Raw genomic sequence first — 13,281 nt, forward strand, 5'->3', positions numbered from 1 at the left:
TAACTTACTTTGAACTTGATCTTCCTAATCCTTGAAGGATTCCTTTCCCCACTAAACCGATAGCTTTACCAACGACCTTTGTAAGGAAAGTTACGAAAAGATTACCGATATATTTTACAGCAACTTCTAACTGTGGTGCTACGGCATCTCTTATCTCAACTAACAATGTAACTTGTTTTTGTAGCCATTCTAGATTCTCTAATTCTTTCTCTCTATTTTCATTTTTAAAGTAACGGGTAAATTTTTTATCGATAATATCAATATATTCTCTTTTACTCTCATACAAGTAGATAGGCATATAAATATAGTCATGCCAGCGATTGTAGTTATTAATATTATTTCTAAATCTTTCAAAATTTCTTGTCGATTGTAATTCGGGATTTATAAGTACAGTTCTTAATTCAGGCCAAGAAGAACAAATATTAAAGATTTCAGAAGCTAATAAATTACAGTTCCTTATTGTCCAGTTTGAAATAATATTTTCAAGGATCAAAAACGATTCTGTTTCATATAGAGGGAGTAATTTTCCATCATAGTCAAGAGCTTCATTTTTAATAATTGGCTCAATAAACATTATTGATTCGTGTGATTCTCTATCTATCTCTTCGCAACTTACCTCACTATAAATAAAATCATTTATTGAAATAGATTCGCCACCTTTTTTTAATCGAAAATAACTGTCTGTGATATTTGAAATTGTATTAACTTTAAGTTCTTTTATAAGAGAATTTAAATCATCTTTAAAATCTTTCTCCTTATAGTTTTCCTTAATATTTTTGACTAAATTATCTAACTCATCTAACATTTTGCAAATTAGTCGCGAAATGAATTCTTTCTTTATTCCAGAGAGAATTATTGATGAATTATTAAATTCAACCTGTAAGTTAGTTGAGCTATACCTTTCTTTTAGTCTATCTAAAATCAAATTCCATATTTCTGCGGTGTTTTTATCTTTAATGAAAACAGTGTTCTTATTTTCAAGATTTATTTTATTTTCAGTGTAAACTGCCTCTGTATAAAGTTCTAGTGAATTACCCCATAAGAAAATTAGAAAAGATTTTGCAGTAATAAGTTCTCTTAATCTTCCTTTTAAAATGAATTTATAAAATTCTGGTGTTGAATCAGAGTTGACATATTTGAATATATAGTTAATTTCAGAATCTATTTGTTTAAGACCTGAAGTTAGAATTTTTTGACTAAAACTGAGAGGCTTATTTTTGTTTAATTGAACTCGGGAATTATTTTCAATATCAAATACCCTTCCTCCATTTAAAATGGTTTCAATAGATTCAAGAACTTTTTCTGCACTAGGATTTAAAAGAAAACCTTCAGCATTTAACGATGTGGGGGTATTTGCTTCATAAACAAGTTCGCCAGAAAGAATTATAAGAAACTTTGACTCATCATATCTTTCTCTTAATTTTAATAATTCTAAACTTATAAGATCTTCTGATTGGAAATTAAGAACATTCCATATAACTAAATCTGGAGTTTTATTACCTTTTCCATTACTAAAATTAATGTCTAAATTTTGGTCTAGTGATGTTAACTTAAGCGATAAAGATTCTGCTATTAAGCTTGGAGCAATAATCAATATCGATTTTTTTGAAATTAATTCCAAGACTAGATTTCTTATCTCTTATACAAAATTAACTAACAATTACTGCAAACACCAGCCTTAAATCAATTTTTATACTCTTTTAAGCGTAGTAATTTGTGTTTAAATCAATGTCATTTAATCTCTCTGCTGACAATACATTATTCGCTTCGTTTATCGTGAATTTATTTTCATATAGAGCTTTACCTACTATTACTCCAAATAGGCCAGAGTTTTCAAATTTTACTAAGGATAATAAATCAGAAATTGAACCAACACCTCCTGAGGCTATTACTGGAATATCTGTAATTTCAAGTATGCTTTTTATGAATTCTTCATTTGTCCCTTCCAACGTCCCATCTGTATTTATATCCGTAACAATAAAACTAGCAATTTTAAATGAAGAAAACTCCTTTACTAGATCTGTGGCAAAAATATTAGATTGCTCAAGCCACCCCCTTGTACTAACTTTTCCATCTTTTGCATCTATCCCAACAATTATCCTTCCAGGAAATTTATTTGATAAGTCTTTAACTAGTTCTTTATTTTCTATTGCAGAGGTTCCCATGATAACTTTCTCAACACCATAAGAAAATAATTGTTCTATCCTTTCTTGAGACCTTATACCCCCACCTATTTGAATAGGTATGTTTACTGTTTTTGCAATCTTTTTTATAGATTTATCGTTTGTTGGGGATCCAGTTTTTGCAGCATCCAAATCAACTATATGTATATATTTTGCTCCTTCTCTTTCCCAAAATTCAGCTTGCTCATGAGGCTCTTTGGCGAAGTCTTTTCTTTTATTAAAGTCGCCTTTAAAAAGCCTTACACACTTACCATTCATTAAATCAATTGCTGGTATTAGGTCCATAGAATCATCCTTTTCATTAATTACTTATTAGTAGTACTATTCAATATGTAATTCTATTTAAGATTACTACTTCAGTTAAACATTTTTTGAATATGAAAATTCTTGTAATGGGTGGCACTAGATTTGTTGGCAAGTCTTTGGTTGGAAAGTTATTAAGTAAAAATTATGATATCGATATTTTCACGAGAGGTAATAAAAGTAATCCTGAAAAAACAAATTTAATTAAGGGTGATAGAAATAATTCAGTAGATATCCTCAAGCTAAGAAATAAAAAGTATGATGTTGTTTATGATATTTCTGGAAGAGAGTTAGAACAAACCAAACTTCTTATAGAAAATTTAGATAACTCTTTCCAAAGATATATATATGTCAGCTCTGCAGGAGTTTATAAAGATAATTCTGAACTACCCTTATCCGAAGTTGATCCAATTGATCCAGATAGTAGGCACAAAGGAAAGTTTGAGACAGAAAATTGGTTAAAAAAACAAAAAATTCCTTTTACAAGTTTTAGACCTACTTATATTTATGGACCAGGAAATTATAATAAAATTGAAAATTGGTTTTTTGAAAGGTTATTTACTAAAAAATCTATACCAATCCCTGGTGACGGTTCTTTAATTACTCAGCTAGGCCATGTTTCGGATCTAACTGATGTAATGATTAGGTGCATAAATTTTGAAAATTCCAAAAATAATATTTACAATTGTTCAGGTGAAAAAGGAGTAACAATCAAGGGTTTAATTTATTTCTGTGCGAATGTTCTTGGATTAAAACAAAATGAGATTTCTTTAAGAACATTTGATTATCAAAAATTAGATCCTAAGTCTCGAAAAGGTTTTCCAATTAGATTGAATCATTATCAGACTGATATCTCTAAGATAAAACGTGATTTAGAGTGGGCGCCAACTTTTGATTTACTTAATGGTCTAAAGGATAGTTTTGTGAATGATTTTAATAATAAAAAGAGTGAGGAGTTTGATGAAAATTCAGATAATATTCTTTTTAATTCTTAAATAGCCTAATAAAGTCATAAAAGTCAGGATGAATCCTAACCAATAAAAAATTAAAGCCAAATTATTCAATAAGCTAATTTTCAATGGTGTAAAGAAGGTAATTACTGAAATAAAAAAGAAAAATGTTTTATATTTACCTAATATAGATGCTGGTAAACCGTCTTTTGTAGAGCTCCTTAGGCCAGAGATAATTAATTCTCTAAATAAAATTAATGAAAAAGACCAGAAGGGTATAAAATTATTTTTACAAAGAAAGGTCAAAGGAATTAAATAGAATACTTTATCGCTTAAGGGATCGAGGATAGCTCCTAATCTGGTTTTAAGATTAAATTTTCTCGCAATTAACCCGTCAAAATAATCAGTTAAACCTCCAATAATAATCAATATAAAAACATAAAAAGGTCTGTTAATTTCTAAAAAAAGTATTAATGGAAATACAAGGAAAAGGCGAGATATCGATAGTAAATTGGGAATATTCAATGCCAAATTTCTAAGATTTTTTCTTAATAACAAATTAGTTTTTGTATATAAAAAATATATTACACTCTCAACAAGCTTAAATTTTTAGTAAAAGTCTTAAATGGTTTTGATGCAAGATTCTAAAATTCAATTTATATCTGAATTCTAAAGATTATAAACTCAACTTCTCTTTATGAATGATGATGTTTTATATTACAAAATTATTCCTTATATCTAATGCAGCCTCATAGCCTAAAGCTATTTCCAGAATCTGATTTGATAAATTCAATTAAAGAATATTCTTTATCGAATAATTTATACGGGTATGTTTCTGGAGTGGTTGGTAATCTTAGAACAGTTTGTATTCAATGCCCAGGTAATCAAGAGATAAATAAATTTGAAGGAAATTTAGAGATAGTTTCTTTAAACGGGCATTTTAATAAAGGAGATGTTCATTTACATTTGAGTTTTGCAGATGAGGGATGTAATGTTTTTGGCGGGCATCTTGAGGAGGGATGTATTGTAAAAAAAGGTACTGATATATTATTACTTTCTTTTGAACAGAAAATTATTAATATCTCAAATCATGATTTAATCACTAATGAATCACGTGTAAAAGCATATATTTTAAAGGATTGTCCTTGGTCTAAAAGAGCAATTAGGTTACTTAATTCTTTATCTATCCCTCATAAAGTTACTCTAATAGACAATGATGAGAGCTTTCAAAAAATTATGGCTCAAAGTAGCCATAATACTTTCCCTCAAATATTTTTGGATAATAAATTTTTTGGAGGATATGATGAACTTTCAGAACAAGCAAAATTGGATAACTTAATTTCATTTAAGTAATCTAAATTTTTTAACTATCACGATTAGTAAGTTTTTCAGCAACTAATTCGTCCTCTAACTGCTTTATTAATCTTGATACAAGACTTTGAAATTCTGGTTGACAGCCTTTAAATGCAGCTTTATGTCTTATTGGCTCATTTCTAGTTCTTAAATCAGTAAGCATTAATTGTAATGCGTCAATTTTGGGATTTATTTTCATAGTTTTAATTTATATATTTACATCTTTTAAATCATTTGCATAGCTTTTTTAAAAGATATTTTTTTATTATCGTTCGAACTTGTAACTTCTATTAATTTATTTATGGATTCTTTGTTTTTTAAAGAATCTATACAACATTGCGCAACTAATCTTCTTGGGATTGATCCATTAATTTGAGTATCCTCTTTAGAATAATTTATATTTTCTGATTTGATATCTTCATTTTCCTTTAATCCTCCAGGTCTAATAATAGTCCATTCAAAATTTGAATTGCGTAGAAAGTTTTCACCTAATTTCTTCCAAATAAGAATTAAACCAAATAAGTTTAATGGGTGAAATAATTTACCAGTACAAAGGGAACTAACTAAAATAACTCTTTTAATACCAACTCTTTTGCAACTCTCTAATTGCCTGTATACACCTAATGCATCAACCTTCGCAGGACCAGTTAAATCTAATGATGCTCTCGCCCCAGTCGCAATTATCAAAACATCCATATCTTTTAAAGCTTCATCAAGTTCTCCTTTTTTGTCTAATGAAATCCTAATTGTTTCTAAACGCTCTAGTCCTGCTGAAACTTTTGAATTCTTTCTGATGATTTGCCTTACCTTATATCCTTTCTTAACTGCTTCTTCGCAAATTCTATAACCTGTTTTCCCCGATGCACCAGTAATTGCTAATTTCATGATTAAAAAACTAATTTAAATATTATATAAATTTCTTAAGGCTTTTTACATATAAATTTCTTTTTTCTTTTTGGATAAAGAGTACGACATAAATAACATTTTGTTCCATCACAACCTCTTGCTGTGCAGTATTCTCTGCCATAAAAGATTATTTGTAAATGTAACGTATTCCAATCATTAACAGGAAATATTTTTTTTAGGTCTTCTTCTGTTTGAACTACGCTATCGCCATTTGATAGGCCCCATCTTTGTGCCAACCTGTGTATGTGAGTATCTACTGGGAATGAGGGTATTTTAAACACTTGAGACATTACAACTGATGCTGTTTTATGACCTACCCCTGGAAGAGATTCAAGCTCCTCAAAAGTATTAGGGACTATACTTTTATGCTTCTCAATCAAGAGTTTAGAAAGGTTATATATGTTCTTTGATTTTTGATTAGATAAACCTAAAAATTTTATGTATTCATAAATGCCTTTAATACCTAGCTTTACCATCTTTTCTGGATTATCTGCAACCTTAAATAAGCTTTTTGTTAATTCATTAACTTTCTTATCTGTTGATTGAGCACTTAGAACTACTGCTACGAGAAGTGTATATGCATTTGTATGATCAAGAGGGATTGGAGGCGATGGATATAGCTTTTTAAGTTCCCTGGATATTATTTCTGCTCTTTCTGATTTTCTCATTAATTTAATAAATTTAATGGTGTATAAAATTATACAAGAGATATTTAAGGTGAATATTTTCTGCTAATTTAAAATATTTAAATAAGAAGAATTTAGTGAATAAAGGTGCGTTAATAATTGATGATTTACATCATAAATATGATAAGCGAGATAATTCTAATTGGATATTAAATGAAATTAACCTAAAAATTGAAAGTGGAGAATTATTAGGTTTACTTGGTCCTTCTGGATGCGGAAAGACTACACTTTTGAGATTGATCGCGGGGTTTGAATATCCTACTAAAGGAAGGATTTCTTTAAATGATAAGGAAATCTCAAGAAGTAATAGAATTCTGAGCCCCGAGAAAAGAAATATCGGTATGGTTTTTCAGGATTATGCACTTTTCCCTCACTTAACAGTTTTGGAAAATGCAATGTTTGGCTTGAAAAATAAAAAAGATAGATCAAGAGTTGATTATTTATTAAATGTTGTAGGTCTTAATAGTTTTGTTGGAAGGTACCCACACGAATTGTCTGGAGGTCAAAAACAAAGACTCGCAATTGCAAGGGCTCTTGCTCCAGGCACAAATTTTATTTTATTAGACGAACCCTTCTGTAGCCTTGATATGCACGTCAAACTTAAATTGAGAAGCGAACTTCCAAATATTCTTAGAGGGTGCAATGCAAGTGGACTTATGGTTACCCATGATCCTGAAGAGGCAATGGCAATTTGTAATAAAGTTGCAGTTATGAATGAAGGTGAAATACATCAAATTGATACACCAATTAATTTACTAAATAATCCCAAAACTATATTTGTTAGTAGTTTTATATTGGGAAATAATATTCTTAATCTCCAAAAAAATGGTAATACATATATGTCTTGTTTAGGTGAAATAAATAGTTCAGACTTGTTAAATAATTCAACTATTAAAAGTATGTCAATATCGCCTAAATTTATTTCTATAAAAAGATCTGAATCTGGAAATGCCATTGTTATATCAAAAGAATTTCTTGGTGATTTTCTTATATACAAAGTTTCTATTAATGAGGAGATATTAAGGGTAAGAACTAATATTAATAATCAACTAAATAATGGTGATAAATGTTTTCTTTCTATTAACAAAAATGGTTATTATTTTTTATATCCTGGGGCACAAAAGATATATATTTAAGTTTTTTTTTATAGGCAATTACACTTCCCTCCCTTCCATTTAGAGCATTTTTTCTTTTTACATTTCTTTTTTTTACTAAAGTATATTTTATTAGTTAATAGCAGTTCAGGGAAACCGTATTCAAGAATCATTTATGATATTGCTATTGATATTCATTATCATATTGCTTTATTTAAATTAAAGAATTAATTAATTACTAATTTATACAAAATGTTGTATTATTTGTATAGATCCTTATATAAAAATGAATGAAAATAATTTAAAAACAAAGAAATTAATTAATTTTGGTCCATCTGGAAGAGCCGTTGCTCAACCGATAGACAATAGTTTATTAGATAACCTTTTTGAACATCTAACGATGGAAAGATTTGCCAATGTTCAATATTTTTCTATGTATCTATGGTTTCAAGAACGTGATTTAAATGGATTTGCCTCTCATTTCCTAAGTGAATCACAAGGTGAAATGGAACATGCTCAGAAATTTGCAGATTATTTAATCGCAAGAGGACAAAGCGTAAAATTAGATGAAATTCCTGCACCCGTTCAAACATGGGATTCTATAGAGGAGCTGATTTCTTATTCTTTTAATATGGAGGCTGATTTAACTTCATCTCTTCAACAGCTTTATTCCATATCAGAAAGAATTTCAGATACAAGAACTAACGTATTTTTAGATCCAATCATAGAGGCTCAAACACAATCAGAAGATGAATTTGCGAACATACTTGGCAAGGTTAAGTTTGCTTCTAATCAACCCTCGGCAATCTTATTAATAGATAGTGATTTAAAGAAAAAATAAATTACTTTCAAATTTATTTTCATTCAAAGTCCTTTTGGTTATTTCAAAAAGTAAATTCGAAAAGTTGATTTTCCCATTATTTTTATTTAAGAGTTCAGCTATTTTATAAATCTCCTTAACTCTATTAAAAATATTTTTGGTTTCAGTAAATAACCTTCCCTTCAATGCTTTATTTTCTGTAGTTTTGTAGGATTGCTTGATATTTCTGAGTCTATTCGATAAAAAATCAACTTCCATTAACAAGTTGTTTGTAAGTGATTGTGATTCCTTCATGTTTTTATAGCGGAGATGTTTCAATAAAAGAAGGCGCAACACTGATTGTTTGGGTTCCAATTGGAGCTATTAATAACTCAGATGATCTTAATTTAGAAATTAATCTAGTTGATGTTACGCGTGTAGAACCGATTAATTCTCCAATCCTTTCGTGCGTTAACCTAAAGGGTAGCTCGCACCATTGACCACATCTTCTACCTAGACGATTTACTAGTATTGAAAACAATGCTTGTAATCGCTGTTCTGCATTTCCCAAGTGTCTTATCCTAAGGAGTTGCAAAGTCCATTCATTTACTGCATCAAAACCAATATTCTGATCAATATTTACATTGCTATGAAAAGACAAATCTGTTAATGCTTCAACACAAACACCTTCGCTACATAAAAGATCCGTTCTTAGTTGATCACCTGATTGTAAAAATGCAAGTGTCATTCCTTCAGTTTCTTCACAAGGGCAATAAACCCTAGCAATTCCACTCTCAACTTCTAAGCAGGTACCTTTTGGCCTTGATGAAGGGTCTATTAAAACAGATTGTCCAGTTATTATCCTTACTAATTTTGAAGGGGGTTCTCCATAACTATGGAAATTCATTAATTTAAATATGATAATGAGAATTATTATCAATTATGCACTATAAAATCACTTATTGCAATAGATTCTCATTATCATCTTATTTTTGAAGTTTTTCTTTACAAAGTTTTTATCAATATAATTTAGTTAGAATTACTAAATATTCTTATTTTTGATGGGAGCAAATAAAGTCTGTATTAATTGTGGAAGTTGTTCATTCGTCTCAGATCGATCTTTAGGAGGTAAGATTGTCTGCTCTAAATGTGGATCTTCCTTATTTAAAAATAAATCCTCTTCATTTTTAAAAAGTAAAAAATTAGTATTTCTTGCTATTGCGATAGTTATTTTTATAATTGTTATTTAGATAATCTCTTTATATTCCAAAGTCCATTATTTTTAGTTACCTCTACATCAATACCATATAACTTATTAAGATTGTCACTATTTATAACCTTATTTTGCTCCCCATCAGCGATTATCCTGCCATCTTTTAACATTATGACCCTGTCATAAATTTTTGTAATTGTTGAAATATCATGAGTTACGCATAAAATTTTAGTTTTTAATTTTGATAATTCATTAATTTTATCAATTACAAAAAACTTTGATTTATAGTCTAAATTTGCAATTGGTTCATCTAGGATTAATATATCCGGTTTTTTGATTAACGCCCTAGCAATCAGAGAAATTTGTTTTTCTCCATCAGATAAATAGGAAAAATATTTTTTTGATAAATTAGACATATTCATTTTCTTCATAATTTTTTCTACTTTGTAAGAATCTCTTTCTGATTTATTTTGTATATAACAATATCTTCCATATAGTCCACTTAAAATTAAATCAAAAACTTGTAGATTTGGATTTATTCTATTTTTTATATCATTATTTACGGTACTTATTCTCTTTCTTAGTTCCCATAAATTTATAAGTTCTTTGTCAAATATTTTCAGTTTCGAATCATTAGTTATTACTGGGTATATGTTTCTATTAATTACTTCTATTAATGATGATTTACCTGAACCATTTGGTCCAATTAATATGACATTTTCTGAATACGTTATCTTTAAATTTAAATCTTTAATTACTTCAAAGCCATTTTTAAAACAATTTATATTTTTTGCCTCAAACCAAAATTTATTAAACACTAAAACTTATTGCTCCAAAATATAATCAATTGAATTGAGCTTAAAATAAATATAAAAAGATAAAGCCAATTCAACCATGAAGGTCTATTTACTTTCTTCATAAATTATATTATTAAGATAAAAAATATAAGCGGAGCAGCAAATCGTACTAATGTTTTTCTAATAATTTCTATATTATTAACAATTTCTAACTTCTTTATCTCAGGAGGATATTTCAATATCACTTTGTCATAGACATCAAGATTTTGATTTTTTATATTATTTTTCCATGGTTCATCTTTATCTTCAGACTTTTTGTACCATTTCCAAAAATAATTGATTATTCTATCTTCTCCCAATAATTTTATTTCATCTTTACTTATAAATCCCATATTGTGGTTATATGTTTGTGTTTTTAAAATCATATAATCCTCATCGAATATCTTATAAAAAATCTTTCTTTGGTTCTCTTTAAACAACATGAGGTTATTAAGTAATTTATTTCTTAAAAATTTCCTGTAATGTCTCACTATTACTCTTGCTTTGTTATTTCCTAGTGGAATATGATCTAAAACTTGTAAATATCTAGCTGCAGAAGGATCACCTTTATAAATTAATATCCTTCCTGGTGGTATGTACTTTATCCGGATAAATTCTTTTGTAGGTTCATTCTTGTAGTAATAAATACTTTCAATGTATTTATGAGTCACATTAATTTTCTGGTTAAAACTAACTAGAACATTTTTATTAACATCTTTATCAGGGATTGTATCTCCATGAACCCAAAAAAGATGGAGGATATCTAAGTGGTTTTCAATTATCCTTGACCAATCACATTTAAAGTCAACTAATACCTCTTCAAATACATAATCTTTATGCAAAAACCCATTTTCATATAATTCGTAATTACTTATTGGCACATCTTCACTTATGTTACTTAAATCAGTGTCAGATTTTTTAGAAAAATGTACAAAAATATATCCATTTTTTTCTAAAGCTTTGTATTGAGATAAGTGTATTCTTTTGGCGTAGTTATCGTAGTTATTATCTACTATATGTTTACATGTTATTCTGTCGAGATTTTGGCAACTTCCACCAGATGAGAATTTAGCTCCATGATATGGACAAGTTATTACTCCATCTGATAATGACCCCTCAAAAAAAGAGGCCCCCCTATGTGGACAAATATTTTTAATGCACCTAACGTTTTCATTTTCATCTCTATAAAGAACAAGAGGCTCATCAAAAAGTGAAAAATAATATAGCTTATTATTTTTTAGTTCTTTCGAAGGACAAATTGCATACCAACCAAATAAACCTATTTTTAATTCATTTGGGCTTTCCTTAACATCTAACGAGTCAATTTTTACTACCGTTCCTTTTTTAAATGGCTTAAGAACGGTATTAAAGTCTTTTGATTTAAAAAAATTAATTTGTCTGTTTTCCATAAATTAATTTCTTTTTTAATTGACTGTTTATCTTTCGGAACTATAACCCAAGTAAATAATCAATTCTCTATAAAAAGAAAATTCTCTATTATTTGTAGCAATAATTATTTAGTTCTTGAAAAATATTGAGTCCCTATTGTATTGGTGTATCTTTATTTCATGTTTTTTGTATCTTTTGTGATTCTTTCAAACTTTTTATGTAATCGATAGCATCATCAATATTTTTGTAGAAATTGCACTGTCCCAAATAACAACCTATGAATCTTAAGAATTTTCTCTTGCCACCAGTAATCTCATATCTATGTATTGTTCCGCCATCGATAGGAGCATAAATAAGTTCTGGTAAAGCCATATTAATTTTTTATTTAATACTTAATTAAACAATAATTCATGTTTAAATACATTTCCATAGCTCAATCTATATATTTAATAATTAATTTACTTATTTTTGGGTAATTATTTATTGAATATCCAAGTATTATTTGTTATCTATTAATTATTAAGATGGATTTTTATTATGCCAAAAGCATTTTGGCGGTTTTTAAAAAAAATACCCAAAAAAATTAAAACTATAAAATACTCATTTAGAGAGTTTTTATCTTCAAAAATATGAAAAAGCTGTTTTGGTTAATAAATTTTTAATTTCTATATTTTTAATAAAAATTAGTCGGCTGAGTTGAATTCTAAATTATATTAAATTTGCAATTTATGAAATATTATGATTAGAAGAGTTTTTACGATATTCATTTTAACTTTGCTTTTTCTATTTAGTAGTCCAGTTTACTCATTGGATACTTCTTCTCAAACTCTTGAAAAGTACACTAAAAAGATTTCTAGCAAGTTCACTAGAACTTACTGCAACACTAGCAACTTCGGTATTTCTTATGAAGGAGCTTTGGCATTTGCTATTGGAGAAACTAATAAGGAATTTAAAAATAATAAACTCAATAAGTTGATAGATTATTCTCTACTAAAAAATTCAATAGTTAATGATTTAGAAAATAATTGCCAGGTTTATGATTTCGAGATTAGTAATTTAGAAAATTTGAAATTTAACTAGAAAATGTATTTTGTATGAGTCTTATTTTTTACCTATCCAATCATTTGGTTTCTCCATCATCCATTCGAAAACTTCCTTGGCATCAAGGTTTTTAGAAGCATAAACAAATAAAATTGGAAATATTAAAATTACTGAGCCAATAACTGCTAACTCTATTTTACCGATCCCCATCTCAGTAACTGTTAAAGCAAAATAATTAATCATTATATTTATTGAATTAAAATTTATTTCTTCATAATTTATAAAAAAATTTGTATCCATTCACTTATTTATAAAATATCTTAATTATTTATAGCGAAGGATATTTGTATAAAGTACCTATTTTATTGATGCAAAAATTTTAATAATTTAAATAATAGGCTTCTCATTGATGGTTATGAATCATGAAATTATTATTTTTACACCTATTTTTGCATTATTGATTGGATTTATAGTATTGAGAATATTAAAAAAAAGAAAGAGATCAGCTAAAAGTATTTATAAATTAAT

18 protein-coding genes are annotated in these 13,281 nt (G+C 28.0%); 6 read left to right on the forward strand and 12 right to left on the reverse strand.

Annotated features, from left to right (window positions below; genetic code table 11):
* Window positions 1–4 precede the first annotated feature (4 nt).
* The gene (locus A9601_RS13225) at window positions 5–1,621 is read right to left on the reverse strand and encodes a DUF3685 domain-containing protein (protein ID WP_011818301.1); all 1,617 of its coding nucleotides are present in this window, start codon (window positions 1,619–1,621) and stop codon (window positions 5–7) included.
* Window positions 1,622–1,700: 79 nt separating this feature from the next.
* Window positions 1,701–2,468 (reverse strand): 1-(5-phosphoribosyl)-5-[(5-phosphoribosylamino)methylideneamino]imidazole-4-carboxamide isomerase, encoded by a 768-nt coding sequence (gene hisA / locus A9601_RS13230; protein WP_011818302.1) that lies wholly within the window; start codon window positions 2,466–2,468, stop codon window positions 1,701–1,703.
* 92 nt (window positions 2,469–2,560) lie between these two features.
* On the opposite strand from hisA, the gene A9601_RS13235 reads away from it, so the two are divergent.
* Window positions 2,561–3,481, forward strand: a complete 921-nt coding sequence (locus A9601_RS13235) for an NAD-dependent epimerase/dehydratase family protein (protein WP_011818303.1) — start codon at window positions 2,561–2,563, stop codon at window positions 3,479–3,481.
* On the opposite strand, the gene pgsA is transcribed toward A9601_RS13235, so the two are convergent.
* Complete coding sequence (pgsA, locus tag A9601_RS13240; protein WP_011818304.1) at window positions 3,455–3,994, reverse strand: CDP-diacylglycerol--glycerol-3-phosphate 3-phosphatidyltransferase; 540 nt, start codon at window positions 3,992–3,994, stop codon at window positions 3,455–3,457. The genes A9601_RS13235 and pgsA overlap by 27 nt on opposite strands.
* A gap of 183 nt (window positions 3,995–4,177) precedes the next feature.
* Here pgsA and A9601_RS13245 point away from each other — a divergent pair, with 183 nt between their 5' ends.
* The gene (locus A9601_RS13245) at window positions 4,178–4,789 is read left to right on the forward strand and encodes a PCC domain-containing protein (RefSeq protein WP_011818305.1); all 612 of its coding nucleotides are present in this window, start codon (window positions 4,178–4,180) and stop codon (window positions 4,787–4,789) included.
* Window positions 4,790–4,799: 10 nt separating this feature from the next.
* Here A9601_RS13245 and A9601_RS13250 read toward each other — a convergent pair whose 3' ends face one another.
* The 3 genes from A9601_RS13250 to nth are packed head-to-tail and all read right to left on the reverse strand — an operon-like array spanning window position 4,800 to window position 6,363.
* Window positions 4,800–4,988, reverse strand: a complete 189-nt coding sequence (locus tag A9601_RS13250) for a hypothetical protein (protein WP_002805798.1) — start codon at window positions 4,986–4,988, stop codon at window positions 4,800–4,802.
* A 26-nt stretch (window positions 4,989–5,014) separates the two neighbouring features.
* The gene (locus A9601_RS13255; RefSeq protein ID WP_011818306.1) at window positions 5,015–5,674 is read right to left on the reverse strand and encodes an SDR family oxidoreductase; all 660 of its coding nucleotides are present in this window, start codon (window positions 5,672–5,674) and stop codon (window positions 5,015–5,017) included.
* A 35-nt stretch (window positions 5,675–5,709) separates the two neighbouring features.
* On the reverse strand, window positions 5,710–6,363 hold the full coding sequence (gene nth / locus A9601_RS13260) for an endonuclease III (RefSeq protein WP_011818307.1): 654 nt from the start codon (window positions 6,361–6,363) through the stop codon (window positions 5,710–5,712).
* 95 nt (window positions 6,364–6,458) lie between these two features.
* On the opposite strand from nth, the gene A9601_RS13265 reads away from it, so the two are divergent.
* Both A9601_RS13265 and A9601_RS13270 read left to right on the forward strand, forming a co-directional pair.
* A complete protein-coding gene (locus A9601_RS13265) occupies window positions 6,459–7,517 on the forward strand; it encodes an ABC transporter ATP-binding protein (RefSeq protein WP_011818308.1) in 1,059 nt (352 codons plus the stop codon).
* Between the two features lie 244 nt (window positions 7,518–7,761).
* A complete protein-coding gene (locus tag A9601_RS13270; protein WP_011818309.1) occupies window positions 7,762–8,316 on the forward strand; it encodes a ferritin in 555 nt (184 codons plus the stop codon).
* Here the strand turns inward: A9601_RS13270 and A9601_RS13275 are convergent.
* Window positions 8,302–8,589, reverse strand: coding sequence for a hypothetical protein (locus A9601_RS13275; protein WP_041484526.1), 288 nt, complete (start codon window positions 8,587–8,589; stop codon window positions 8,302–8,304). The two genes, A9601_RS13270 and A9601_RS13275, sit on opposite strands and share 15 nt — an antisense overlap.
* 4 nt (window positions 8,590–8,593) lie before the next feature.
* Window positions 8,594–9,181, reverse strand: coding sequence for a Crp/Fnr family transcriptional regulator (locus A9601_RS13280; RefSeq protein WP_011818311.1), 588 nt, complete (start codon window positions 9,179–9,181; stop codon window positions 8,594–8,596).
* Window positions 9,182–9,335: 154 nt separating this feature from the next.
* Between A9601_RS13280 and A9601_RS13285 the strand changes: the two genes are divergently transcribed.
* On the forward strand, window positions 9,336–9,524 hold the full coding sequence (locus A9601_RS13285; protein ID WP_041484527.1) for a hypothetical protein: 189 nt from the start codon (window positions 9,336–9,338) through the stop codon (window positions 9,522–9,524).
* Here A9601_RS13285 and A9601_RS13290 read toward each other — a convergent pair.
* From A9601_RS13290 to A9601_RS13300, 3 genes are all read right to left on the reverse strand, one after another.
* Window positions 9,517–10,305 (reverse strand): ABC transporter ATP-binding protein, encoded by a 789-nt coding sequence (locus A9601_RS13290; RefSeq protein WP_011818312.1) that lies wholly within the window; start codon window positions 10,303–10,305, stop codon window positions 9,517–9,519. The genes A9601_RS13285 and A9601_RS13290 overlap by 8 nt on opposite strands.
* A 104-nt stretch (window positions 10,306–10,409) precedes the next feature.
* The gene (locus A9601_RS13295; protein ID WP_011818313.1) at window positions 10,410–11,732 is read right to left on the reverse strand and encodes a Rieske 2Fe-2S domain-containing protein; all 1,323 of its coding nucleotides are present in this window, start codon (window positions 11,730–11,732) and stop codon (window positions 10,410–10,412) included.
* A 157-nt stretch (window positions 11,733–11,889) separates the two neighbouring features.
* Window positions 11,890–12,084 (reverse strand): hypothetical protein, encoded by a 195-nt coding sequence (locus A9601_RS13300; RefSeq protein ID WP_011818315.1) that lies wholly within the window; start codon window positions 12,082–12,084, stop codon window positions 11,890–11,892.
* A 366-nt stretch (window positions 12,085–12,450) separates the two neighbouring features.
* Here A9601_RS13300 and A9601_RS13305 point away from each other — a divergent pair, with 366 nt between their 5' ends.
* Window positions 12,451–12,792: a hypothetical protein gene (locus A9601_RS13305; RefSeq protein WP_011818316.1), complete on the forward strand. Its 342-nt coding sequence runs from the start codon at window positions 12,451–12,453 to the stop codon at window positions 12,790–12,792.
* A gap of 21 nt (window positions 12,793–12,813) precedes the next feature.
* On the opposite strand, the gene A9601_RS13310 is transcribed toward A9601_RS13305, so the two are convergent.
* Window positions 12,814–13,053, reverse strand: coding sequence for a hypothetical protein (locus tag A9601_RS13310; protein WP_011818317.1), 240 nt, complete (start codon window positions 13,051–13,053; stop codon window positions 12,814–12,816).
* Between the last annotated feature and the right edge of the window lie 228 nt (window positions 13,054–13,281).

The organism is Prochlorococcus marinus str. AS9601, assembly GCF_000015645.1.
Lineage (GTDB): Bacteria > Cyanobacteriota > Cyanobacteriia > PCC-6307 > Cyanobiaceae > Prochlorococcus_A > Prochlorococcus_A marinus_O.